At 46.2% G+C, this 25,381-nt stretch carries 19 protein-coding genes; 9 read left to right on the top strand and 10 right to left on the bottom strand.

What is annotated here, in order from left to right; all coding sequences use genetic code 11:
* Nucleotide 1: 1 nt before the first annotated feature.
* The 3 genes from NBH01_RS17325 to NBH01_RS17335 all read right to left on the bottom strand — a co-directional run bounded on the left by NBH01_RS17325 (nt 2) and on the right by NBH01_RS17335 (nt 3,808).
* Nucleotides 2–1,501 carry an L-lactate permease gene (locus NBH01_RS17325; protein WP_195380922.1) on the bottom strand — a complete coding sequence of 500 codons (1,500 nt, stop codon included), beginning with the start codon at nt 1,499–1,501 and terminating at the stop codon, nt 2–4.
* A 237-nt stretch (nt 1,502–1,738) separates the two neighbouring features.
* Nucleotides 1,739–3,196, bottom strand: a complete 1,458-nt coding sequence (locus NBH01_RS17330) for a DUF3868 domain-containing protein (RefSeq protein ID WP_072066539.1) — start codon at nt 3,194–3,196, stop codon at nt 1,739–1,741.
* Between the two features lie 24 nt (nt 3,197–3,220).
* Complete coding sequence (locus NBH01_RS17335) at nt 3,221–3,808, bottom strand: DUF3575 domain-containing protein (protein WP_008764843.1); 588 nt, start codon at nt 3,806–3,808, stop codon at nt 3,221–3,223.
* A gap of 245 nt (nt 3,809–4,053) precedes the next feature.
* Here NBH01_RS17335 and NBH01_RS17340 point away from each other — a divergent pair, with 245 nt between their 5' ends.
* The 4 genes from NBH01_RS17340 (at nt 4,054) to NBH01_RS17355 (ending at nt 10,196) form a co-directional block, all read left to right on the top strand.
* Complete coding sequence (locus tag NBH01_RS17340) at nt 4,054–5,598, top strand: acyl-CoA carboxylase subunit beta (protein WP_225678900.1); 1,545 nt, start codon at nt 4,054–4,056, stop codon at nt 5,596–5,598.
* A gap of 55 nt (nt 5,599–5,653) precedes the next feature.
* Entirely contained in the window at nt 5,654–7,165 is a 1,512-nt protein-coding gene (gene accC, locus NBH01_RS17345) for an acetyl-CoA carboxylase biotin carboxylase subunit (protein ID WP_022470987.1), read from the top strand.
* 58 nt (nt 7,166–7,223) lie between these two features.
* Complete coding sequence (locus NBH01_RS17350; RefSeq protein WP_008764845.1) at nt 7,224–7,748, top strand: biotin/lipoyl-containing protein; 525 nt, start codon at nt 7,224–7,226, stop codon at nt 7,746–7,748.
* Between the two features lie 90 nt (nt 7,749–7,838).
* Nucleotides 7,839–10,196, top strand: a complete 2,358-nt coding sequence (locus NBH01_RS17355) for a hybrid sensor histidine kinase/response regulator (RefSeq protein ID WP_225678899.1) — start codon at nt 7,839–7,841, stop codon at nt 10,194–10,196.
* Between the two features lie 24 nt (nt 10,197–10,220).
* Here the strand turns inward: NBH01_RS17355 and bioD are convergent, their stop codons facing one another.
* The 6 genes from bioD to NBH01_RS17385 form a co-directional block, all read right to left on the bottom strand.
* On the bottom strand, nt 10,221–10,868 hold the full coding sequence (gene bioD, locus NBH01_RS17360) for a dethiobiotin synthase (protein WP_055221046.1): 648 nt from the start codon (nt 10,866–10,868) through the stop codon (nt 10,221–10,223).
* Nucleotides 10,865–11,650, bottom strand: coding sequence for a malonyl-ACP O-methyltransferase BioC (gene bioC / locus NBH01_RS17365; protein ID WP_225678898.1), 786 nt, complete (start codon nt 11,648–11,650; stop codon nt 10,865–10,867). The genes bioD and bioC overlap by 4 nt, the downstream gene beginning before the upstream one ends.
* Before the next feature lie 10 nt (nt 11,651–11,660).
* Complete coding sequence (locus tag NBH01_RS17370) at nt 11,661–12,320, bottom strand: DUF452 family protein (RefSeq protein ID WP_225678897.1); 660 nt, start codon at nt 12,318–12,320, stop codon at nt 11,661–11,663.
* Nucleotides 12,317–13,471, bottom strand: coding sequence for an 8-amino-7-oxononanoate synthase (locus tag NBH01_RS17375; protein ID WP_225678896.1), 1,155 nt, complete (start codon nt 13,469–13,471; stop codon nt 12,317–12,319). The genes NBH01_RS17370 and NBH01_RS17375 overlap by 4 nt, the downstream gene beginning before the upstream one ends.
* 31 nt (nt 13,472–13,502) lie before the next feature.
* On the bottom strand, nt 13,503–15,917 hold the full coding sequence (bioA, locus tag NBH01_RS17380; RefSeq protein ID WP_225678895.1) for an adenosylmethionine--8-amino-7-oxononanoate transaminase: 2,415 nt from the start codon (nt 15,915–15,917) through the stop codon (nt 13,503–13,505).
* A 120-nt stretch (nt 15,918–16,037) separates the two neighbouring features.
* On the bottom strand, nt 16,038–17,150 hold the full coding sequence (locus NBH01_RS17385) for a DUF4421 domain-containing protein (RefSeq protein WP_225678894.1): 1,113 nt from the start codon (nt 17,148–17,150) through the stop codon (nt 16,038–16,040).
* Nucleotides 17,151–17,314: 164 nt separating this feature from the next.
* Here NBH01_RS17385 and NBH01_RS17390 point away from each other — a divergent pair, with 164 nt between their 5' ends.
* Together NBH01_RS17390 and NBH01_RS17395 are read left to right on the top strand one after the other, a co-directional pair.
* On the top strand, nt 17,315–20,443 hold the full coding sequence (locus NBH01_RS17390; RefSeq protein ID WP_008764853.1) for a SusC/RagA family TonB-linked outer membrane protein: 3,129 nt from the start codon (nt 17,315–17,317) through the stop codon (nt 20,441–20,443).
* 13 nt (nt 20,444–20,456) lie between these two features.
* Nucleotides 20,457–21,938, top strand: coding sequence for a RagB/SusD family nutrient uptake outer membrane protein (locus tag NBH01_RS17395; RefSeq protein WP_225678893.1), 1,482 nt, complete (start codon nt 20,457–20,459; stop codon nt 21,936–21,938).
* A gap of 82 nt (nt 21,939–22,020) precedes the next feature.
* Here NBH01_RS17395 and NBH01_RS17400 read toward each other — a convergent pair whose 3' ends face one another.
* Nucleotides 22,021–23,229, bottom strand: a complete 1,209-nt coding sequence (locus NBH01_RS17400; protein ID WP_225678892.1) for an MFS transporter — start codon at nt 23,227–23,229, stop codon at nt 22,021–22,023.
* Nucleotides 23,230–23,326: 97 nt separating this feature from the next.
* Between NBH01_RS17400 and NBH01_RS17405 the strand changes: the two genes are divergently transcribed.
* The 3 genes from NBH01_RS17405 (at nt 23,327) to NBH01_RS17415 (ending at nt 25,130) form a co-directional block, all read left to right on the top strand.
* Nucleotides 23,327–24,460 carry a glycerate kinase gene (locus tag NBH01_RS17405; RefSeq protein ID WP_225678891.1) on the top strand — a complete coding sequence of 378 codons (1,134 nt, stop codon included), beginning with the start codon at nt 23,327–23,329 and terminating at the stop codon, nt 24,458–24,460.
* A gap of 92 nt (nt 24,461–24,552) precedes the next feature.
* Nucleotides 24,553–24,798 carry a GlsB/YeaQ/YmgE family stress response membrane protein gene (locus tag NBH01_RS17410; RefSeq protein WP_010538695.1) on the top strand — a complete coding sequence of 82 codons (246 nt, stop codon included), beginning with the start codon at nt 24,553–24,555 and terminating at the stop codon, nt 24,796–24,798.
* A gap of 44 nt (nt 24,799–24,842) precedes the next feature.
* Nucleotides 24,843–25,130 (top strand): YtxH domain-containing protein, encoded by a 288-nt coding sequence (locus NBH01_RS17415; RefSeq protein ID WP_008762341.1) that lies wholly within the window; start codon nt 24,843–24,845, stop codon nt 25,128–25,130.
* Nucleotides 25,131–25,381: the final 251 nt, after the last annotated feature.

Raw genomic sequence — 25,381 nt, forward strand, 5'->3', positions numbered from 1 at the left:
GTTAACTGAAAATATAAACGATAATTCCTGTAATCACCACATAAGCCAGTGCATACGGGATGGCAGCTTTCAGTATTTCCCCTTCCTTTCCCTGCTGGTTTCCGGCAGAAGTCGCAATGGCGATACTTTGCGGAGAAATAATCTTACCGCCTGTCGCACCTACCGTATTTGCTGCTGACAGCCAGTCCGGACTGACATGAATCTGTCCTGCCACACTTGCCTGTAACTTTCCGAAAAGGATGTTGGAGGAGGTATCACTTCCTGTAATAAATGTCCCCAGGCAGCCGATAACCGGAGCAAACAGCGGATACAAGCTTCCGGTAGCAGTAGCCAGTGCCGTAGCGATGACAGCAATCATTCCCGAAGTATCCATAATGGTGGATAACCCCACGAGACAGATCACGGTAATAAAGGTTTTCTTTAATTGCTTCACCGTATTCCAAAGAACGATAAACAGCTCTTTGACTTTGGCACCCTGTATCAACCCACCGATAAAAGTACCGAGGAAGAGTAGTACACCTGCATGAGTCAGCCACGAGATCGTATAGTTCACAGTGGAAGCATTGACCGGCAGACTGATTCTTGTAATCCAGTTATTCTCCAATGTACTTCTCAAACTCGGGAAAAGCGGACTGGTGAGGATGATCAGGAATAAAATCAGTAAATAGATGCTCCACGCATTCAGTATATCTTTGGCTTTCAGCGTACTTTTCCGAGCCTTTTCTTCTTTCGATGCGGTCAGTTTCCCATAGAGAACGATGACAATGATAGAAAGGATACTTCCGATAATGGCAGGTGATTCTGCCCCCATATATCTGGCAGCCAGATATTGTCCGACCAAAGAAACACCTCCGACCAGCAGGGCCAGAAATATATTCTTCGGGAGTGCTTTCAGTTTAGGATTGGTGAGGAAAAGCAAAACCAGCGGAATCAGAAATATGAGTACCGATAATTGCAATACAACGTTCGTACTGAGTTGTAGCACATCCAGGTTCGTTTCCTTTGCCAATACCAATACCGGAGTTCCGATAGCACCGAAAGCCGTAGCGACACTGTTGGCTATCAGACTGACAGTCGCCGAAAATATCGGCTTGAATCCCAGACTGATAAGAATAGCCGCCGGAATAGCAACCGCCGTTCCGAATCCTGCCATCGCTTCCAGTAATCCTCCGAATCCCCAAGTCAGCAGCAACACCTGAATGCTTTTATCCGTAGAGATGGAAGCGAACTGTTGCTTGATAATCTCCATCTTTTCCGTTTTCAGCAATACGTTATAACTGAAAATAGCCATCAGAATGATGATTAAAATAGGAGAGACCGCTTTCAGCGCTCCATATAAAAAGGAATAAAACAGATTGTCTACAGAAAAGGCGAAACCGAAAAGAGCGATCAGCATGGTTACAATCAACGAGATAATACTGCTCTTGTCGCCGGACATCTTGAAGAACGCCATCAATACGATTAATAGCAATACCGGAATAATAGCAAGGATTAGTGTCATAATTCTAAATTTTAAATAGTCAACTTCTGGTGAATACTTAATATAACAAAACAAAAGGTAGTTTTGATGGATATGTGACTCTAATTTTATCCAACTTCTTTTGGTGAATGTGTCAAAAATATATTTAGGCACGGATTTCACAGATTAACACGGTTTTAAGAGTTAAGTAACCCAAAACCGTGAAATCCGTGTAATCCGTGCCTGAAAAATCGTTTTAAGTGACTTCCGTCCCTTCTGTTACTTCTTGCTCATTTTCATATTCATGATCTGTTGCAACTGTTTCAAGTTTGCCTGAGCAGCTTCATTTCCTAATTTGGCAGCTTGTTCAAAGGCTGCTGTAGCACGTTGAATATCTCCGTTTAAGAAGTTATACACGCCTGTATTATTCAGAAATTCGGCAGTGGTATGATCCGCTTTTTCCATATATTTCAGTGCGGTATTGATATCCTTCTGTGACAGGGCGACAGCCGCTGCATTCAGATTGGCTACAGCATCCGTTGGATACATACGTACGGCAATATCAAATACATCTACAAAGTCCTTGCTGCCTTTCGGATAACTATTGGCTACCTGATACATCTCGTTCAGACTCAGATATTTCGGATTCTCACGGATGATGATACGTCCTTGTTCCACATCGAAGTTGACCACTGTGTAGTCGATCTTGCAGTTCACTTTACGCAGTCCCGGATAAATCTCTTTCAGCATAGTGCGATAAGGAGCGCCGCCGCCGACTTTCATGATTTCCTGTTTACGTTTCACGTCATTCGTTGTATTTTTGATGATATTCAGGAAGGTTTCCTTATCCTTCATCGAAGAGGATTCGAGAGCTTTCACCAGTCCGTCCCAGTTCTCTCCGCCGAAAGTCACTTTATACAGTTTGGCAGATGCCTTTTCGTTCTTGACCAGATAATCTTTCAGAGCTTCCGCACGTTTTTTAGAGAGTTGCTCGTTGAAAGCCAGCGGTCCTTCGGGAGAAGCGAATCCTTCGATGCTGATGCTTTGTACGGTCAGATTCTTGTCATTCTGGATTTTATCAAACATAGAATGAATATTCACCAGTTCGGAGTGATTGTTCATGAAGTCGGTAAGGATGACAGACTTGTTGACGGGGAAGTCCAGATGAGCTTCGTATTGCTCACTTCGGTTTTTCACCACTTCCACCGTAGGCTGGATGTAGGCTACGATAGGAGACATGGCACTCAGTCGTTTGGCTTCGGTAGATACGTCGTTCGTTATCAGTTCCTGCGCGTTCATTTCCTGATAGTTGCCGCATCCGCACAGGTTCTCTACAAGTTGCAGGGAAGCATTTGCCATCCACGGCTGATAAGGAATGACCTGCGTATAATTAAACGTTTCTCTTTTGTTATAAGGTACGATGATAGCCGTGGGTTCCTGCTTGCTGATCGCCAGTCCGCGTAGATAGGCTTTCTCGCGTCTTTTGCCGTTGACGATAATCTCCTGTAGCGGGACATTATGTTGTCCGTCCGTCAGCAGCGGGATCAGGCTGAGGCTGCGTGCCGAGCCGATGGTCAGGTTTGCCATGTCGACCGTCATGCCGATATAAAGCGAGTTTCCTTGTTGCCATAAGGATACATTCGAGAGCGTGAGCGCATCATTCAGAAATTTCTGTGCATGAGCCGGAAGTATGGTGGCTGCAAGAGCTATAAATAAATAGATAAGTTTTCTTTTCATCATTGTAAGTTTTAGAAAGTTCGATTATTTGATGACATAAATGAAGCTGAGGCCGATTTTGGTAGGGCCGAAATAGTTGCGGGTGTTGTGCCCGAGTTTTTCGCCTCCGTCACCGCGGGCATATTTATCATATTTCAGACGGGCGTAACCGACTCCGATGGTTGCTTCCATGCTCCAGCGTTTGCTGATGATCCACTGGTATCCGTAAGAGATGCCGGCTCCGTACAGACTGCCGTCATAGCGGTCGTGCCCCATTCCGAATATATTCAGGTTGCTGACATTCATTTCTCCGTAGTGTCCGTGCAGACCGAAGAAACTTCCGTTGAAACGTTCGCAGAGCCAGTAGCGCAATTCCGGTTGTACGAGCCAGTGCTTGATTTGGCGGTCGTCGCCAAACTTCCACGGATTGTAGTTGCCGGATACATCGAGGGTGATTTTCTTTGCCAGTCCGACTTCGAATCCCAGGTTGGGAGTGCTCGTAGCCCAGTAGAGGGCATTGGTCTTGATGGCGAATTTGGGTAGATAGGTTTCATTCCGTTGTACTTGCGCATACGCGCTTGTACCCAATACGAGCAGGAAACCGGCTGCTAATAAAAGTTTAATTGTTCTCATTTTTGTTAGGGTCTAGGTTTTATTAAAATGATATGCGATAAACACATGATTGTGTGACTTTGTTGTGTAAACCCGTAGAAAAGATTCCTTGCCCGTATCCGCCATAAAGATGTTTAAGGGCATAAATGCTAACAAATTCGGCAAATGATACGTTTACTATATAAAAATACCTTTGTGTAATCAATATGACAACTAATTAATTTATTACTGACTATTTTTACACATAACATTAATACAAACAGCCTATGAAAGAGCTTATCAAGAATCTGGAAGAACTGAACAGGAAAACAGAAAAAGGTGGCGGGGATGCCCGTATTGAGAAACAGCACTCTGTGGGCAAGCTGACCGCCCGTGAACGCATTGACTTACTTCTGGAAAAGGGGTCGTTTATCGAACTTGATAAACTGGTGACCCACCGATGTACCGACTTCGGTATGGAAAAACAGAAATTCTCCGGTGACGGGGTAGTGACTGGTTACGGAATGATCGGCAAACGGCTGGTCTATGTTTTTGCACAGGACTTCACCGTATTCGGAGGGGCTCTTTCGGAGACACACGCCAAGAAGATTTGCAAAGTGATGGACATGGCGATGCAGATGGGAGCACCTATTATCGGACTCAACGATTCCGGTGGTGCGCGCATTCAGGAAGGCGTCCGTTCTTTGGCAGGATATGCAGAGATTTTCCTTCGCAATTCCATGGCTTCGGGAGTCATTCCGCAGATCAGTGCCATCATGGGCCCGTGTGCCGGTGGTGCCGTTTATTCTCCTGCACTGACCGATTTTATTCTGATGGTCAAGAACTCCGGCTATATGTTTATCACCGGACCGGACGTAGTCAAGAGTGTGACACAGGAAGAAGTAAGCAAAGAAGATCTGGGTGGAGTGGGCATCCATATGACAAAGTCCGGCGTGGCGCATCTGTCGGCCGAAAATGATATTGAATGTATCAATTACATCCGCGAACTTATTTCTTATCTGCCGGGCAACAATATGGAAGAGCCTCCTTTCGTTGTCACCAACGACTCGCCGACCCGCCTGACACCCGAACTGTCCGACTTGGTGCCTACCAATCCGAATCAACCTTATAATATAAAGGAGATGATAGAAGCGGTGGCCGACGATAATAACTTCTTTGAACTTCAGGCAGAATTTGCCGCGAACATCGTCACCGGATATATCCGTCTGAACGGAAAGACGATTGGGGTGGTAGCCAATCAGCCGCTGGTGCTGGCAGGAACACTGGACATCAATGCTTCTATAAAGGCTGCCCGCTTCGTCCGCTTCTGCGATGCTTTCAATATACCTCTGCTGACTTTGGTCGATGTTCCGGGATTCCTTCCGGGAGTAGATCAGGAATATGGCGGAATCATCCGTAACGGCGCGAAGCTGCTTTATGCTTACTGCGAAGCTACTGTGCCGAAAGTGACCGTTATCACCCGTAAGGCTTATGGAGGCGCTTATGATGTGATGAGTTCCAAGCATATCCGTGGCGATGTCAATCTGGCTTTCCCCACTGCCGAAATCGCTGTGATGGGACCGGACGGGGCAGTAAATATCCTGTTCAAGAAAGAGATCGAAAAGTCACAGACTCCCGAAGAAAGGCGAAAGGAACTTCAGAGCGATTATCGTGAAAAGTTTGCCAATCCTTACCGCGCAGCGGAATTGGGCTATGTGGATGAAGTGATCGATCCGGCCGTTACCCGTCTGCGCCTGATACGCAGTTTCGAAATGCTGGCCAACAAACGTCAGTCCAATCCGCCTAAGAAACACTCGAACATTCCACTTTAATAAATGGAAAGTTGAAAGTTGAAAATGGAGAGTGATCAATTAAAAGAAACAGATTATGATAAAGAAAATATTAGTTGCTAATCGTGGAGAGATAGCCATGCGCATCTTCCGTACTTGCCGGGTGATGAATATTTCGACGGTGGCTGTTTACACGCATGTAGACAGGGGAGCTTTGCATGTTCGCTATGCGGAGGAGGCTTATTGCATCTCCAGTTCGCCGGAGGATACTTCTTATTTGAAGCCGGAGTTGATACTGGCCATTGCCAAAAAGACCGGAGCCGCCATTCATCCGGGATATGGGTTCTTGTCGGAGAATGCCGACTTTGCCCGTCGTTGCGAAGAAGAAGGAGTGATCTTTATCGGTCCCGGTGCCGATATTATAGCTAAGATGGGGATCAAGACTGAGGCACGCAAAATCATGCGTGAAGCGGGGCTGCCCATCGTTCCCGGAACGGAAACTCCCGTGCAGGGGATCGAAGAAGTGAAGAAGGTTGCTAAGGAAGTAGGTTATCCTATTATGTTAAAAGCGCTTGCCGGAGGAGGCGGAAAGGGGATGCGTCTGGTCCGTTCCGAAGAAGAAGCGGAGACGGCTCTTCGTCTGTCTCAGTCCGAGGCGGGTACTTCTTTCGGTAATGATGCGGTCTATATAGAGAAATATATCGAGAATCCGCACCATATCGAGGTGCAGATTATGGGAGATAAATATGGCAATGTGGTTCATCTGGGCGAGCGTGAATGTTCCATTCAGCGACGTAATCAGAAGGTGATCGAGGAGTCTCCGTCACCGTTTGTGAAAGACGAAACCCGTAAGAAGATGCTGAAAGTAGCCGTAGAGGCTTGCAAGCGGATCGGTTATTACAGTGCCGGCACGCTGGAGTTCATGATGGATAAAGACCAGAACTTCTATTTCCTTGAAATGAATACCCGTTTGCAGGTAGAGCATCCGGTGACGGAGGAATGTACCGGTGTCGATCTGGTGCGTGACATGATCACGGTGGCTGCGGGCAATCCGTTGCCGTATAAGCAGGAAGATATAAAATTCAGCGGAGCTGCCATCGAATGCCGTATCTATGCCGAAGATCCGGAGAATAACTTTATGCCATCTCCCGGAGTGATAACCGTTCGTGAAGCTCCCGAAGGCCGTAATCTCCGTCTGGACAGTGCCGCCTATGCCGGATTCGAGGTTTCCCTGCACTATGACCCGATGATTGCCAAGCTCTGCTGCTGGGGGCGTACCCGCGAATCCGCCATCTCCAACATGGCACGTGCCTTGCGTGAGTATAAGATTCTGGGCATCAAGACGACGATTCCTTTCCATCAGCGTGTGTTGAAGAATGCCGCTTTCCTCGAAGGAAAATATGATACGACTTTCATCGACACCCGTTTTGACAAGGAAGACTTGAAGCGTCGGCAGAATACCGACCCGACTGTTGCCGTGATCGCTGCCGCCGTCAGGCATTACGAGAGGGAAAAAGAAGCTGCATCCCGTGCCACCACACTCCCTGTAGTGGGCGAATCTCTCTGGAAGTATTATGGCAAGTTGCAGATGACTGCCAATAATTATTGAATAAGTGGAGAGTTGAAAATTGAAAGTTAAGTTGGTCATTTATTAAAATTAGAAAGATATGGGTACATCGTTAGCGACTTATTATGCCAAGCTTCTGGATATGCCGGACAGTGAATATAAGGTAGAGATTCTGGAAGACGGACCGATCAAGAAGATAGCGGTCAACGGTAAAATATATGAGGTCGATTACAATATGGGAGGCGACTCCATTCATTCGATCATCATCGATCATCACTCGCATGGAGTGCAGATTTCCCCTTCTTCCAATAATTCTTATACCATCATGAATAAGGGTGAGCTTTATCAGATAGAGCTACAGGGAGAGATGGAAAAGATACATAATGCCCGTGCCGGTACGGAAGCCGTAGGACGTCAGGTGGTACAGGCGCCGATGCCGGGGGTGATCCTGAAAATATACGTGAAGAAGGGAGACGAAGTCAAGCGTGGAGACCCGCTTTGCGTATTGGTGGCCATGAAAATGGAAAACGAGATTCGTTCTGTTACCGACGGAGTGGTGAAAGAAGTCTTTGTCGAAGGCGGTATGAAGGTCGGTTTGAACGACCGGATTATGGTGATTGAATGATTCTTGAAAAAATAAAGGTGTTTTACGTACTTATCTCAAAAGTTTTCTTTACTTTTGGCAGATAAGTACGTATTTATATCCGGATGTCTTATGAACAACGAACAAACAAAAGAAGCACTGAAAGAGGAATTGGAGTTGCTTAGAAAAGAAAATGAGCAACTGAAGCGACAACTTCGATCTCTGGAACAGAATGAACAACCTGAAGAAAGCTCCACCAGCTTTCAGGAAAGGTATGCCGTTAAAATATTAAATTCCTTACCGGACATGCTGACGGTGTTCAACCACAACGAAGTGGGGATTGAAGTCGTATCCAATGAAGAAACTAATCATGTCGGGATATCCAACAAAGATTTTGAAGGAATGCACATGCGCCAGATGGTGCCTCCCGAAGCCTATCAGAACATCCACGCCAATATGCAGAAAGTGATCGCCACGCGGACTGTCTCGGCGGCGCATCACGACATGGATTTCAACGGCTCCCACCATTACTACGAGAACCGGATTTTTCCGTTGGATGAAGAATACGTTCTGATCATGTGTCGTGACATCACGGAGAGAGTGGCCACCCAGCAACAGCTGGAGATATTCAAAAGCGTACTCGACAAAGTCAGTGACAGCATTCTTGCCGTTTCCAGTGACGGAACGCTGGTATATGCCAACAAGCAATTTATGGAAGAGTACGGTGTCACCCAGCAGATGGGTACCCAGAAAATATACGACCTGCCCGTCTCTATGCGCACACCGGAGTTATGGGAAGCCAAACTGAAAGATATACGCGATAATGGCGGCAGCTTTTCATACCGTGCAGCGTATGTGCGCAAAGGCGAGGAGAAAAACAGAGTACACCAAGTCTCTACCTACCTCACACAGGAAGATGATACGGAGCTTATCTGGTTTTTTACGCAGGACATTACCGATGTGATCAAGAAGCGGGATGAACTTCGTGAATTGAATCTCCTGCTGGACGGCATTCTGAATAATGTCCCCGTCTATCTGTATGTGAAAGATCCCGAAGACGATTTCAGATATCTGTATTGGAACAAGGCATTTGCCGAACATTCCAAGATTCCCGCCTCCCGGGCAATCGGCCGCACGGACTTTGAGATCTTTCCGGAGCGTGCGGATGCCGAAAGGTTCCGCAGGGATGATCTGGAATTGATCCGGACGCATGAACGGATCGATATGCAGGAGACCTACGTGGCGGCCACCGGTGAGACCCGTATTGTGCAGACACTGAAAGCGCTTGTCCCGATGGAAGGGCGTGAACCGCTTCTGATCGGCATCTCCTGGGATATCACTAACTTTCAGAATATCGAACAGGAACTGATTAAGGCACGCATCAAGGCAGAGCAATCCGACAGATTAAAAACCGCCTTCCTTGCCAATATGAGCCATGAAATCCGGACACCGCTGAATGCGATTGTCGGTTTCTCCAATCTGTTGCCTTCTGCCGAAACCCTTGAAGAAGAAAAACTCTATTCGAGCATTATCAATCAGAACTCAGAGATTCTGTTGCAGTTGATTAATGACATCTTGGACTTGTCAAAGATAGAAGCCGGTACATTGGAATACGTCAGACAGCCGATGAACCTGGGTGAAGTATGCCGGAATATCTATCAGATTCATAAGGATCGTGTGCAGGAAGGAGTGACCCTTATCTTGGACAATGAAGACGATGACCTGATTATTGAAGAAGACCGGAACCGCATTGCGCAGGTTATCACCAACTTCCTCACCAATGCTGCAAAATTCACGCTTTCCGGTGAAATCCGCTTTGGCTTTAAAGTTGATAATCAATGTATCCGTTTTTATGTGAAGGATACAGGCATCGGAATAGCTCCCCACAAGGTGGGACATATTTTCGACCGTTTTGTCAAGTTGAACTCGTTTGCGCAGGGGACAGGTCTCGGACTTGCCATCTGCCGGATGATCATAGAGAAGATAGGAGGGGAGATCGGAGCCACTTCGGAAGTAGGCAAAGGATCGACTTTCTTCTTTACGATACCTTATAAAGAACGCTCGGATGACCGTATTGCATTTTCCGAGGCTTCGGAAACGAAATACATCAGCCACACCATCAAGAGGATGCAGAAGATCAAGAAGATTCTGGTGGCTGAAGATGTGGACAGCAACTTTGTACTGATCAAGAATATGATCGGCAAAGATTACACCCTGCTATGGGCGAAAGATGGCTTTGAGGCGGTGGAAATGTATAAACAGTTCCAGCCGGATTTGATTCTGATGGATATCAAGATGCCTCGTATGGGTGGACTGGAGGCTACCCGCATCATTCGTTCCTATTCGAAGGAGATTCCTGTCATTGCCTTGACCGCCTATGCTTTCGAAGCGGACAAGGAGCAGGCTTTGGAAGCCGGCTGCAATGACTTTGTCACGAAGCCGGTTTCAAAAGCAGCATTGGAAGAGGCGTTGGGGAAGTGTTCGGGGTAGTAACTACAAACGATGATATTATACTCACTTTCCTATCTCGGGAACTAATAAGAACTTTGTTTCCGGAAAGTACTTTTCGAGCCATGTCCGTATAAACTCCATCGTATCATCCTGAATCGTTTTATCCTCTACCGTTGGATAGAGATTATAAAGTACTGTATCCAGAACAATGCCCCGTTTCTGTATGGCTTCAAGACTCAGGAGAGTATGATTGATGCTGCCCAGCTTTCCGGAAGTCACGAAGATAAGCGGATATTTCTCCTGTGCGATATAGTCAATCGTCAGGAGCTCCGTAGTCAGAGGAACCATCAGACCGCCCGCGCCTTCAAGCAGAACACAGTCATACCGTTCGCTTAATACTTCGGTGGCATGCTTGATCTTGTCGAAATCGATGGGACGATGATCCAGTCGAGAAGCCAGATGGGGGGAGGCGGGATAAGAAAAGATCTCCGGCATGGTCAGACCTTCCTGATCTTCCCGGGTGAAAGGGATTTCCATAATGCGCCGATGCAGGTCTATATCTTCGGAATGCCCCACATTTCCTGTCTGGATAAACTTCTGCGTAATGGTTCTTTTGCCGTTTTTATTCCATTCGCGTGCCAGGTAGCCGGTCGCGTAACTTTTGCCGGCATCGGTATCGATACCGCTTACAAAATACACATTCTGTTTCATACTTTTTTCTTTTTTGCTATGATATAAATAGGGTGATATGTCAGGGATACTGAAGTGCCCTGTGTAAATTCTTGTGTGTAACGTTCGCAAAAATGCTGCAAATCACGACGGCTCCAAGTCTGTTTCTCATGCTTCGGGTAGAGGGATGATTGCGCTGACAAACCATTCACCCCCGTCTGCTTCAGATGATACAGCACTTTCATCGGATCTTCGAAAGAAAGGGGGATCAGTTCTTCTTCTGAGTACAGTATATCAAAGTGGAACGACAAGGCTGCTTCAAGCTCTTCCTTTGAACGATAGGGTAGTCCCTTTCCGGTAAGCTCACGTATCTCCTTCATATTCTTTTTCCCAAAAGTACTGAAAGCAAAGTATCCCTGACTGTGAAGCAATGTATTACACCTTTTGAAGAACTCCTCCGGCGACTCGAACCATTGCAAAGCGGAACAGGAAGTAATCAACGTACTTTTATCCGGAAAAGGAATCGTCTCCGCATCTCCGGGAAGAAAAGAGACTTGTTTCTCTCTTAATAAATCTTCGCAGCAATACCTCATCTCCGGACATAAGTCATTCAGAAGCAACTCTTCCGGACGAAGGGTGCGGAGCAACATTCGGGAGTAAATGCCCGTCCCGCATCCGAACTCGATCACTTTCGGACAGGGAGAGGGAATATGTTTCTGAAGCAGGCGGATCATTTTATCTGCTATCTGCCGTTGTACATTTGCCTCACGGGGATAGGTGGAGATGGCTTTTGAGAAACGTTCTGCAATAATTGTCTTATTCATTGATTAATGATTATTTAATATTCATGATTACCTCATTAAAAAGCTCCTGCTGATAATGGGCAGCTTCGACGTGCAGGAGGGAGTCTGCCTTATTTCTCCATGCCTGCTCTTGATGGTCCGGAAGGAAAATCCGGTCGTTATCTCCGATGATGGCTGTCTGCCAGACAAACTCCGAAGGGAGGGATGACAGGTATTGCTGCTGGATGGCGGCAAGCTCTTCTTTCAGTTCTTCAACCGGACGTTTGGGAGCCATTGTCTGAAAAACCTTGTAATCAGCAGCGGAACCACACATCCTTCGCTGAAATTTCAGTAGGGTTTGTTCGTTCAGTCCTTGCAGGGTGCCTTCAAAAACGGATGGCGTGATTCCTTCCGTTTCGTGTATCGGATAAAGTGTTCCGTTGATGGCGGTACTTTGGGAAACAGGCAGGGAGGGATATTGCTTCATTACCTGCGAAGCCGCCCAGACTCCCATCGACCATGCGATCAGCGTAATCTTGGAATATGCCTGTATCAAAGTCGTATCGAACTCCAACGAACGATAATCGTAACAAATCATCCAGTCACATTCCACCGGATGGATATGTCGGAAGGGCGTTTCGTCCATTCCCCATCCTGCGAAGAATAGTAGAAGGTGCTTTCCATTGTTCCTGATAATAAAAGTCTGTTTCATCCGTTAATGATTTCTATAAGTGTATCGATTTCTTTTTCTGTGATGTCCGCTGTCAATGAGAAGCGGATACGGGAAGTCCCTTCGGGTACTGTAGGCGGGCGTACCGGCAGGGCATAGAATCCCTTGCGTTGCAATTCTTCGGCCTTCCTGATGGTATCTTCGCTTGCTCCGACCACCATCGGCACGATGTGGCTGACGGAAGGACAGTTGTATCCCTTCTCGGTTAGTGCTTCTTTCAGTTTCCGGCTGATTTGCAGCAGATGCTCCCTTTTGCTCCGGAAATCGGCGAAGTGTTTCAGTACCCATGCGGTCCACTGGATATTGACAGGAGGAAGGGCTGTCGTGAAGATAAAGGTACGCATCTTATTGATCAGATATTCCCGGATGGTCTGCCGGCAGACGATATATGCGCCAGCGGATGCTGCCGCCTTCCCGAAAGTTCCTACCAGAAAGTCGATGTCGTTGATGCAGTTTTGTTCTTCGGCACATCCTAAGCCTTTCTCGCCCCGTGCTCCGAAAGCGTGGGCTTCGTCTACATAGAGAAGAAGGTTGGAGTAATCGTATTTCAATCGTACCAGCGCTTGCAGGTCGGCTTCGTCTCCGTCCATGCTGAAGATACTCTCGGTAACGATGATCATCTTCTCATACATACCGTGGTTTTCTTCAAGAAGACGCCGGAGCTGGGCTAAGTCATTGTGCCGGTACCGGATACATTTGGCAGATGATAATCTGATTCCGTCTATCAGGCTGGCATGTACGAGTTTGTCCGCAAGGATCAATGTACGGGTATCACTGACGGCAGGAAGTATCCCTGTGTTGGCGTGGTATCCGCTATTGAACAGAAGGGCGCTTTCTGCTCCGAACATAGTGGCCAGTTGCTGTTCCAGTTCCTGATAGGCAGTGAAGTTGCCTGTCAGCAGGCGGGAGGAAGAGGAAGTGGGCAGAAAGGTTTCCGGAGTGATGGTCTTTAAGAACGCTTCTCTTAAAGACACCTCATTGGCTAACCCCAGATAATCATTGGATGATAAGTTCAGCATCCGTCGTCCGTCTACTGTCACGTCTCTTCCGTCATGAATCAACTGTGGGAGGGAACGGTAATTCTTCTTCTCTTTTAAAGTCAGAAGTTCTTGATTGATAGAGTCTAAAATCATAATCTATTCATTTTTTGAGAAGATAGTTGAGTTACATCTCTCTGACTATTTTAAGTACTCCAGAAGTCAGTTTGCTTAACTGCTCCGGAGAGATGATGAACGGGGGCATCAGGTAGACCAGTTTTCCGAACGGACGTACCCAGATACCTTCTTCTACGAAGCGGCGTTGCATATATGCCATGCTCACCGAACGTTCTGTCTGGATGACTCCTATGGCTCCTAATATCCGTACATCCGCTACTTGCGGAAACTTGCGGGCGGGAGCCAGTTCTTCTTTTAACTGAGCTTCGATTCGTTTCACATTCTCTGCCCAGCCGGAGTCGAGCAGCAACCGGACAGAAGCACACGCCACCGCACACGCGAGCGGATTCCCCATAAAGGTAGGACCGTGCATAAAAGCCTTTGGGGCATGATTGGAGATGGTATCTGCTATCTGATTGCTTGCCAATACGGCAGACAGTGTCATGTATCCTCCGGTCAGCGCCTTTCCGATGCACATGATGTCCGGTTCCACTCCGGCGTGTTCCCAGGCAAAGAGTTTGCCGGTGCGTCCGAATCCTGTGGCTATTTCGTCAAAGATCAGGAGGATATCGTGTTCTTTGCAGAGTTTTTCCGCTTCACGCAGATACTGCGGGTGATAAAACCACATACCGCCTGCTCCCTGAACAATGGGTTCGAGGATGAGCGCCGCCAGTTCTTTAGAGTGTTTCTCTATCGTTTCCCGCAGGGGGATGATGTCGTCCGGATTCCATTCTCCGTCAAATCGCGAAGAGGGGGCCGGAACGAAATATCGGACAGGAAGCGATGAACCGAAAAGACTGTGCATCCCGGTAACGGGATCGCATACGGACATGGCATTCCAAGTGTCACCGTGATAACCGGAACGGATGGTTACGAAATTGTTTTTGTCGGGTTTTCCGGCTGCATACCAATATTGCACGGCCATCTTCAAGGCAACTTCTACCGCCACCGAACCGGAATCCGCATAAAATATCTTCTGCATGGAAGGGGGGACCAAAGGCAACAGCAGTTTTCCTAACTCGATGGCTGGATCATGAGTCAGTCCTCCGAACATGACATGGGACATCTTGTCTAACTGGTCTTTTGCCGCCTGATTCAATACCGGATGATTGTATCCGTGCACAGCACACCACCAGGACGACATTCCCTCGATGAGAGTCCGCCCGTCTTCGAGTGTGATCGTTGCTCCGTCCGCCCGCTTTACTTTGTAGACAGGCAATGGATCGGTAGTAGAAGTATAAGGATGCCACAAATGCTCGCGGTCAAACTGGGAGTCGGCGAAGTGGTAACCTTCTTCCAGAATCATCTTCTTGTCGTCGGAAACCTTGGAACCTAGTGTGGTCAGCAAATCGCCCACGATGGCGGAATTGATGCCGACAAACAAGGCTTTGCGCATGGCTTCGGGAGTGAGCTGCGAACGTCCTCCGGCGAAACGCAGGAAAGCGGTAGGATTGATGAAGCGGAACAGGGCGACGGTTCGCAGGATTTCTTCTTCGCTCAATGCCTTTTCATTTTCCAGTGGAGTTCCGGGGATCGGACTTAGCAGGTTGATGGGGATAGACTGTACATTCAATTCCGCCAAGGTGAAAGCAAATTCAATGCGTTGTTCCATTGTTTCTCCCATGCCGATGATGCCACCGCAACAGATATCCATTCCTACCCGGCGGGCGGCGTCGAGAGTGGCCAGCTTCTGCTCTTGTGTATGTGTGGAGCAGAGTGTGGGGAAATAGGAAGGAGCTGTTTCGAGGTTGCAGTGATAGCGGGTGATTCCGGCTGTGTGCAGGGCGCGGAGTTCTTCTTCGTTGAGTAATCCAAGGGATGCACAAAGTTGGATGGACGAATGTTTCCGCATAAGGCGGGCCGCATCGCAAAGTTGACTGATCTGTTTGGGAGAAGGTTTTCGTCCGCTGGTGACAAGGGAGAAACGGTTGACGTCTTGACTTTCGTTGTATTTTGCCTGTCGGAGACATTCTTCAGCGGGCAGGAGATCGTAAATCTCGGCTTGAGTCTTGTAGTGAGAGGATTGTGCGCACCATTTGCAGTTCTCCGGACACCGGCCGGACTTGGCGTTGATGATGGAACACATATCGAACTCGTGCGAAGCACAGGTGACGGTAATCTCATGCGCGGCGGCATAAAGCGCCTCGCTGTCGGCCATGTTGGCCAGCCAAGTGGCTTGGGCGGACGATATGTCGAAGCCTGCCAGTACTTGGTCTTTGATTTCTTGAAGTGTCATAAATGTATGATATGGGATAGTAACTTTTGCATTCTGCTTGCGAAGAGCCACATCTACCACATTGGTATGCAGATGACCGATCTGAAATTCACGTCCCATACTCGCAAAAGCGGCATAGTTCTTCCTGCCCCAGTAGCGGAAGCGGGAAAGAAGGGAACGGGTGGTCTGTATGTGGCGCTGTTTCTTCATCAGGTTCTTGTTTTTGAAGTTAAGAACGGGGCAAATGTACAAAGATTCTTTGGATAAGCAAGCGATACAATAATATACTGCAAATATATACTCTTACCTTGTATCGTTTATACACACCCTTTATCTTGTATTCTTTCTTCTATATTCCTTGCGTAAATTGAAATTGAATCCGACGTATATCTGAAGTGTTCCGAACCCGTTGTCCAGTGAAAAATTATTCCGGTGGTAATTATAGTTCTTTCCGACAAATGAAGTGCCGACGAAATATTTTCCGTTATTGTAGACAACTCCCGCACGGATCAGAAAATCCAGGTTAAAATTGCCGTACCATGTCTTCCCTTCATGGGTTTCTGCATCTACATCGGAGGCTTTGTAGGCTATGGCGGGAGTGAGAGACAGGCATGCCAGACAGTTGCGGGCAAATACCCAGTTATAGGCATAACCGAAACTGATATTGGCATTGGTGTATTTGATGTTGTTGACTTTCATGGCAGGATTCATCGCTTCCAGTATGAAATCCGGAAGTTCCGCATAGTCGAATTCAAGATTATGTTTTGAAATGGAAAAGCCTGCGATAAACGAACCTGCATTCCTGCGCTGATTGGTTGACTGGCTGAAAGCGGCAGGGTAGGAGAATTTGCGGTTGTTGAAGATATAGTATAGGTTCAGTCCCTTGATATCTACTTTTATCCCATTGAACTTTTCGGAGTAATTGGCGGGGACATCTTCCGGAAAACCGTTGATCTTATGAATCTTGTAGTTGTTACCCGTGCGACGGTAGAAGATGTCCACTCCCAGCTTGGAACTGTATAGACTTAAATCGAACTCTGTTCCCTTGTTCCTTCGGTTGGTCTTCCGGTAAATGTCGTCCACGTCTACAGACCATCCCAGGAAGATCCATCGCCAGCCGAAGTACAATCCTATCTTGTTATGCGGATTGGGAGAGAAACTCAGCTTCTGCGGTTGGGGCAGATTGCTGGTAACGGAATAATATTCAAAGTTGCTGAAATGGGTGGTCATCAATGCGTAATTATACCGGTTGGGACTGATGTAAAGGGTGTCGAAGTCACTGAAATTCATGAACTTCCTGATCGCTCTCTTAAAAGCGCTTGGTTTGGCCGGTATCACAGAATCAGTTTGCAGACTATCGCTCATAAGGGTATCTCTCCTTTCAGCTTGGGCCTGTAAGGAGAGTGACAGAAACAGAAAAAGAGATAGAACAATTTGCTTCATCCTGTGATTTTTCGTTGCTATGATTGATGCTGTTCGTTTCACGAATGTACTACCTTTCGTTGATTTATACTAATAATCGTCTAAAAAAATGTTTCGTTTCCTAAACAAATGAGATATGTATTCTGTTAGTTAGAACAAGCAAATAAATCCTAAGCCACAAAATTATGAGAATCTATTTACGTTTATTGGTGGCGTTTCTATTGCTTTCTGCCGGCAATGTAGTGTATGCAGAAGCACAACAAGAGAAACGCGTAACGGGTACTGTGACTTCTGAAGGAGAGCCTTTACCCGGTGTTTCCGTACAAGTGAAAGGGGCCTCCTCCGGCACCATTACCGATATCGATGGAAACTATTCAATTGAAGCCCCTGCCAATGGGACTATCGTTTTCCGCTTTGTAGGATTGCGGACAGTGGAACAAGCGGTGAACAACCGGAATGTGATCAATGTCACCATGGAATCGGAGAGCAAAGAACTGGAAGAAGTGATGGTTGTAGCTTATGCTACCGCCAAAAAATATAGTTTTACCGGAGCTGCCTCGACAATGAAGGCGGGAGAGATCGAGAAGTTACAGACTTCCAGCGTATCCCGTGTACTTGAAGGTACGGTATCCGGTGTGCAAGCCAGTGCTTCCAGCGGTCAGCCCGGTACGGATGCCGAAATCCGTATTCGTGGTATCGGTTCGATCAATGCTTCCAGTGCCCCGTTGTATGTGGTAGATGGCGTACCTTTTGATGGCAGCGTCAACTCGATCAATCCTGATGACATCGCTTCCATGACTGTGCTGAAAGATGCTGCATCTGCAGCTCTGTACGGTTCGCGTGGTGCGAACGGTGTGATTATCATTACCACAAAGCAGGGACAGCAGGACTCGAAAGCTACTGTCAAGGTGAAAGCTACACTGGGTGGTTCCAGTCGTGCGGTACGTGATTATGACCGCGTCAATACCAATCAGTATTTCGAACTTTACTGGGAAGCGCTTCGCAACCAGTATGCCAAGAGCTCCGATTATACCCCTGCCACCGCAGCTGCTCAGGCTTCCAAAGACTTGGTTACAAAATTGATGGGAGGCGGTCCGAATCCTTACGGTACACAATATCCGCAACCTGTGGGGACAGACGGAAAGCTGGCAGCAGGTGCTCGTCCGTTATGGAACTCCGACTGGAGTGACGCGATGGAGCAGCAAGCGCTTCGTACCGAACTGAATCTGAGTGTTTCCGGTGGTGGAAAGGCTAATCAATACTTCTTTTCTGCCGGCTACCTGAACGATAAAGGTATTGCACTCGAATCCGGCTACCAACGTTTCAACCTTCGTTCGAACGTGACCAGTGAAATGACTTCCTGGCTGAAAGGAAGCATCAACCTGAGTTTTGCCCATTCCATGCAGAATTATCCGGTTTCTTCGGATTCCAAAACAAGCAACGTGATTACTGCAGGACGTACTATGCCCGGATTTTATCCTATTTATGAAATGAATACGGACGGCAGCTACAAGCTGGATGATAATGGGGATCGTATCTATGATTTCGGTTCATACCGTCCTTCCGGTTCTATGGCTAACTGGAACTTGCCGGCTACCTTGCCTTTGGATAAATCGGAACGGATGAAAGATGAATTTTCCGGTCGTACTTATCTCGAAGCTACGATCATCGAAGGGCTGAAATTCAAGACAAGTTTCAACTTCGACCTGATCAACTATAATACGTTGGATTATACGAATCCGAAAATCGGTCCGGCTCTGGAAAACGGAGGTGGTTCCAGCCGCTTGAACTCACGTACTTTTTCATGGACATGGAACAATATCGCGTCGTATGATAAAACCATCGGTGATCATCACTTTAATGTGCTTGCCGGAATGGAAGCCTATTCGTACCGCTATGATGAACTGACTGCTTCACGTACGAAGATGGCACAGCCTGATATGCCCGAACTGGTAGTCGGCTCACAGTTGACAGGCGGTTCCGGTTATCGTATCGATTATGCTTTGGTGGGATATCTAACCCAGGCGCTTTATGACTATCAGAATAAATACTTTTTCTCCGCTTCCTTTCGTCGTGACGGTTCTTCCCGTTTTGCACCGGAGACTCGCTGGGGTAACTTCTGGTCTTTGGGAACTTCATGGCGTATCGACCGTGAAAGTTTTATGGCTTCCACTACCAACTGGCTTTCTGCTCTGACATTAAAGATGAGCTACGGTGCGCAGGGAAATGATAATCTGGGTACTTATTATGCAAGCAAGGGACTTTATACCATCGTTTCCAATCTCGGAGAGAATGCCTTGGTTTCCGACCGTATGGCTACCCCGAACCTGAAGTGGGAGACGAACCTGAACTTTAACGTCGGCGTTGATTTCTCACTGTTTAACAACCGTTTTTCCGGTTCGTTCGACTTCTTTACGCGTCGTTCCAAAGATTTGCTTTATTCCCGTCCGATCGCTCCTTCCTTAGGATATGGTTCTATTGATGAAAATGTAGGCGCATTGAAGAATACAGGTATTGAGATGGTGCTGAACGGAACCATTATCAATCAGAATGGATGGGTATGGAAACTCGGAATGAACCTGACACATTATAAGAATAAGGTAACGGAACTTCCGCTGAAGGATATGCCGCAAAGTGGCGTGAATAAATTGCAGGTAGGGCGGTCAGTCTATGACTTCTATATGAAAGAATGGGCGGGAGTAGACCCTGACAACGGTAATCCACTGTGGTATATGGATGAGAAAGATGCCAATGATAATTTGACCGGAAAACGTGTCACAACAAGCGATTATGCTTCGGCAAGTTATTATTACGTCAATAAATCTTCCCTCCCGAAAGTTTATGGCGGTTTTAATACATCGCTTTCATGGAAAGGGTTCGATCTGTCCGCCATCTTTGCTTATAGTATCGGAGGATATATCTACAATCGTGATATTACCATGATTTTGCACAACGGAAGTTTGGAAGGCCGTGACTGGTCTACGGAAATATTGAAGAGATGGACACCGGAAAACCGTTATACAGACGTGCCGGCTTTGAGCACTACTTCCAATAACTGGAACTCAGCTTCCACCCGTTTCTTGCAGAACAACTCATATATGAGACTGAAAAACCTGACGCTCTCTTACGATCTGCCGAAACAGTGGATCAGCAAACTGGCATTGAGCAGTGTCCAGGTGTTTGTGCAGGGAGATAACCTGTTTACTATTCACCGGAATCAGGGACTTGACCCTGAACAGGGAATCACGGGTATCACTTATTACCGTTATCCGGCTATGCGAACTATTTCCGGAGGTATCAATCTATCTTTCTAAAATTACACGATATATGAAAAAGATAAAAATTCAATCTATACTTACTGCTGTTGCCGGACTGTTTCTGGCGACAAGTTGTAGCAGTAGCTTTCTGGATACGGAACCGACGGATGCGGTAAGCTCCGATCAGGTAGCAGTAGCCGGAAATGCAGAACGCCTCTTCAACGGAGCTTGGTATAACCTGTTTGAATACGGAACGACGTATGCCAATATTGGTTATCGGGCACTTCAATGTCAGGATGATATGATGGCGAGCGATGTTGTTTCCCGTCCGAAATATGGGTTCAATTCTTCCTATCAGTTCAATGACGTGGCGATTCCTTCCGATGGAAGAACTTCGTTTGCCTGGTATCTGATCTATAAGACAATTGATAACTGCAACACTGCCATTTCGATTAAAGGTGACTCCGAGGAACTTCGGCAGGCACAGGGACAGGCATTGGCTTTGCGTGCCTTTTGCTATCTGCATTTGGTACAGCATTATCAGTTTACATATTTGAAAGATAAAGATGCTCCTTGTGTGCCTATATATACGGAACCGACTACGAGTAGTACCGAGCCGAAAGGAAAATCGACAGTGGCACAAGTTTTCCAGCAGATCTTTGATGATTTGAATCTTGCACAGGATTATCTGATAAATTACGTCCGCAAGGGAGACGGGCAGAAATTCAAACCGAATACGGATGTTGTCAACGGTCTTCTGGCACGTGCTTACTTATTGACAGGACAATGGGGAGAAGCCGCCAAAGCTGCCGAAGCTGCACGCAAAGGATATTCATTAATGACTACCACTGCCGAATACGAAGGTTTTAATAATATTTCCAATAAAGAATGGATTTGGGGATCTCCTCAAACACTCTCGCAATCGGATGCAAGTTATAATTTCTACTATCTGGATGCAACATATGTCGGAGCTTACAGTAGCTTTATGGTCGATCCGCACTTGATGGATACTTTTGCTAAAGATGACATCCGTCTGCCTCTTTTCCAATGGATGCGTGAAGGATATCTGGGTTATAAGAAATTCCATATGCGTTCGGATGATACTGCAGATCTGGTACTGATGCGTTCGGCAGAAATGTATCTGATAGAAGCGGAAGCTAAGGCCAGGGATGGAGTAGCACTGGATCAGGCTGTTGCCCCATTGAATACATTACGTACTGCTCGTGGCGCAGGTAATTACGATGTGACAGGGAAAACAAAAGAGCAAGTGATTGACGAAATTCTGATGGAACGCCGGCGCGAGCTGTGGGGAGAAGGATTCGGTATAACGGATATACTCCGTAATCAGAAGGCGGTAGAACGTATGGCTCTATCTGAGGATATGCAGAAAACGGAAGTGGATTGCTGGCAGGAAGGCGGCAGTTTTGCGAAAAGAAATCCGTTAGGACATTGGTTCCTTAATTTCCCGGATGGTAAAGCGTTCTCAGCAAACAGTTCTTATTATCTGTATGCTATCCCTGAAAAAGAGATTAATGCAAACCCTAACTTATAAATAAATAGCTCTCTTAATTTTTTGACTTTGACCTTAACTTGTAGACCGGTATACGTCGTGACGATGCATACCGGTCGTTTTTTTATACCTGTATCTTCTGTTTCTTTAAATTGGGTAAAAAGAACGTGACTAATCCCAATAACGGCATATAAGCGCAAACGTTATAAACCGACTCAATTCCAAATTTATCAGCCATATTGCCAAGTACAGCCGAAGCGATACCTGCTACTCCGAAGGCAAAACCAAAGAAAAGACCGGAAATCAATCCTAGCTTGGTAGGGAGTAGCTCTTGCGCATAAAGCAGGATAGCCGGAAAAGCAGACGAAAGCATTAGTCCTACACAAAAACTTAAGATGATGGTCCATGCTAAAGTGGCATGCGGCATCAGTAAACTAAAAGGTGCAGCCCCTAAAATAGAAGCCCAAATCACATATTTACGTCCTACACGGTCGCCGATAGGACCACCGAGCAATGTTCCGATAGCAGTAGCTACCAGAAAAATAAATAAGTATAATTGAGATTCCTGTACAGTTACATTGAATTTATGAATCAAATAGAATGTGTAATAACTGGTAAGGCTTGCCATATAGATATACTTTGAGAAGATTAATATCAGTAGGATTCCGATAGATAAAGCAGTCTTATCCATCGGTAAAGGCAAATGTACAGCCTTTTTCACTGTAGCCTTTTGCTCTTTCATTCGGTTGAGATAAGATTTGTACCATTTGCAGATCGGATACATGACTCCGATAGCAGCCAAAGCAAAAAGTGTAAAAACGGCTAGATGCTCTCTACCATAAGGAGCCACCAGCAAAGCCACCAATAAAGGACCTAGTGAACCTCCTAAATTGCCTCCTACCTGAAATAACGATTGTGCCAGTCCCCGTTTTCCACCCGAGGCAAGAAAAGTGATACGTGATGCCTCCGGATGCAAGACGGAAGAACCGATTCCGATCAGAAAAACAGAGACCAGCATCCAGTAAAGATTGTTGGAGAATGCCAGATTGATCATTCCTATCATTGTAAAGCTCATTCCGATAGGTAGTGACCAGGCAACGGGATGTTTATCGAAGATGATTCCGGTGATTGGCTGGAATACCGAAGCCGAGAGTTGATAAACCAGTGTGATAAGGCCGATCTGTGCAAAGTTGAGTCCCAAATCGTCTTTGAATAATGGATAGGCTGCCGATATAACGGACTGCAAAAGATCATTGAGACAATGCGAAAGGCTTAGTGCGATGAGGATAGAAAATGTAATTCTTCCTACGGGTTGTTCATGATTCTGTACCATAATACCTATTCTTTTGAAATGTTCCTGAAAAAATGACTGCAAAGGTACGTAAACTTCCCGTTTCTCAATATATTTGTCACAATTAAATCTATAAGTAATGAAGAAAGTAGTATTAGCGATGGATTCTTTCAAAGGGTGTCTTTCCTCATCAGAGGCGGAAAAGGCGGCGGAAGAAGGCATAAAGCTGGTTTGTCCGGATTGTGAAGTCATTCGTTTTCCGATAGCCGACGGAGGTGAGGGAATATTGACTGTCTTGGTAGAAGCAACACGAGGCACTTATCAGAAGATCATAGCGAATGATCCTTTGATGCGTCCGATAGAAACCACTTATGGAGTTTCGGGCGACAAATGCATTGCTTTTATTGAGATGGCCACCGTGAATGGTCTGCCGCTATTATCAGAAACGGAACGAAATCCGATGCTGACCACTACTTATGGAACCGGTGAATTGATATTGCACGCTATTGAACAGGGATATCGGGAATTTGTCATAGGTATCGGAGGAAGTGCTACGAATGATGCCGGAGTAGGTCTGTTACAAGCATTAGGAGCCCGATTTCTCGATAAGGATGGAGCAGTCTTGGGAAAAGGAGGCGAAATTCTGCATCGAATTGCCGCTATTGATTTTTCTTCCGTTCATCCTGCACTTAAAGATACTCGTTTCACGATAGCCTGTGATGTACGAAATCCCTTTTGTGGCCTGGAAGGCGCTGCGTATGTTTTTGCCCGGCAGAAGGGGGCGGATGATGCAATGATAGAGAAATTAGATGCAGGTATGCAGTCTTTTGCCCGATTGATCCATTCAGCTACCGGAAGAGAAATCACTCACGTTCCCGGAGCAGGAGCAGCCGGAGGCTTGGGAGGTGCCTTTCTTGCTTTTCTGAATGCTGAACTAAAGCCCGGCATTGATTTACTGCTCCAAACATTGAATTTTAGTGAGAAAATAAAAGGTGCTGATCTGATCATAACCGGTGAGGGGAGAACAGACCGTCAATCTTTAATGGGAAAAGTACCCTCCGGAATATTAGAAGAGGCGAAACGACAAGAGATACCGGTCATTGTTGTGGCAGGCAGCATAGAGGATACGGAAATTCTGAATCAGGCAGGTTTTCAAGGTGTCTTTTCTATCATTCCTTCGCCCATGTCTTTGGAAACAGCCATGAAGCCAGAAGTCGCTAAGAAAAACATTTGCCGGACTGTTGCCCAGATTATCTCTTTAGTGAATTTATAATGGCGTTTGGAGTGTAAATTGTCGTTAATTCATTTTTGACTTACTGAACTATTCGTGGTACCTGATGTTGTTAGATAAAAAAGGAGGATAAAATGGGCTTTATTTGGTATATTATTATTGGTATTGTAGCCGGCTTTCTCGCAGGTAAGATAATGCGTGGCGGAGGTTTTGGCCTTATTATAAATTTGTTACTTGGTATTCTCGGAGGAGTGCTGGGCGGTTGGGTATTTGCCCTTTTCGGACTTGCGGCTTCGGGATTGATTGGAAGTTTGATAACTTCTACCGTAGGAGCTATTCTGGTATTATGGATTGCTTCTTTATTCTCGAAATCTAAATAAAGATTTTATATAATTTATTTTTAATCTAAAAACAGAACTTAATTATGGAATGTAGACATGGAAATTTCTGGATTGGACTTGGAATTGGTTCAATCCTTGGTGCAGTAGCTTATCGTCTTTCACGTACAGCAAAAGCCAGACAGTTGGAAAGTGATATTTATAACGCTATTCACCGTATCGGTCGTGATGCTGAAATAGCAGCAGCCGAAGCTGAAAGAAAAGCAATGAATCTTGGCTTAAAAGCTGTTGAAACAGGAGCTAAGGTCGCAGATAAAGTAGCTGAAGAGGCTGATAAAGCAGTTGGAAAAGCAAAAGAAAAATGGGAGAAATAATCATCCTTGAAAGTGGTAATCAGGTTTAAAATAACTGGTTATCACTTTTCTTTTGTACTTATAGCTTCCTTCTTGAAAATCTACCTTAACCGGATACTGTCACTATCCTTCATATCTGCTTTTGCATAGAATAATCAGTGTGTGTCCGTACACATTTTACCTTTTACATCCCTCTTTTTTGTTCTTTTCACAGATAAAAAGCTTTTCTGTCATGGTGTTTATTACCTCCCAAACGAATATTTGATGGCTTT

Source organism: Bacteroides sp. B1-V-101, assembly GCF_023656585.1.
Lineage (GTDB): Bacteria > Bacteroidota > Bacteroidia > Bacteroidales > Bacteroidaceae > Bacteroides > Bacteroides thetaiotaomicron.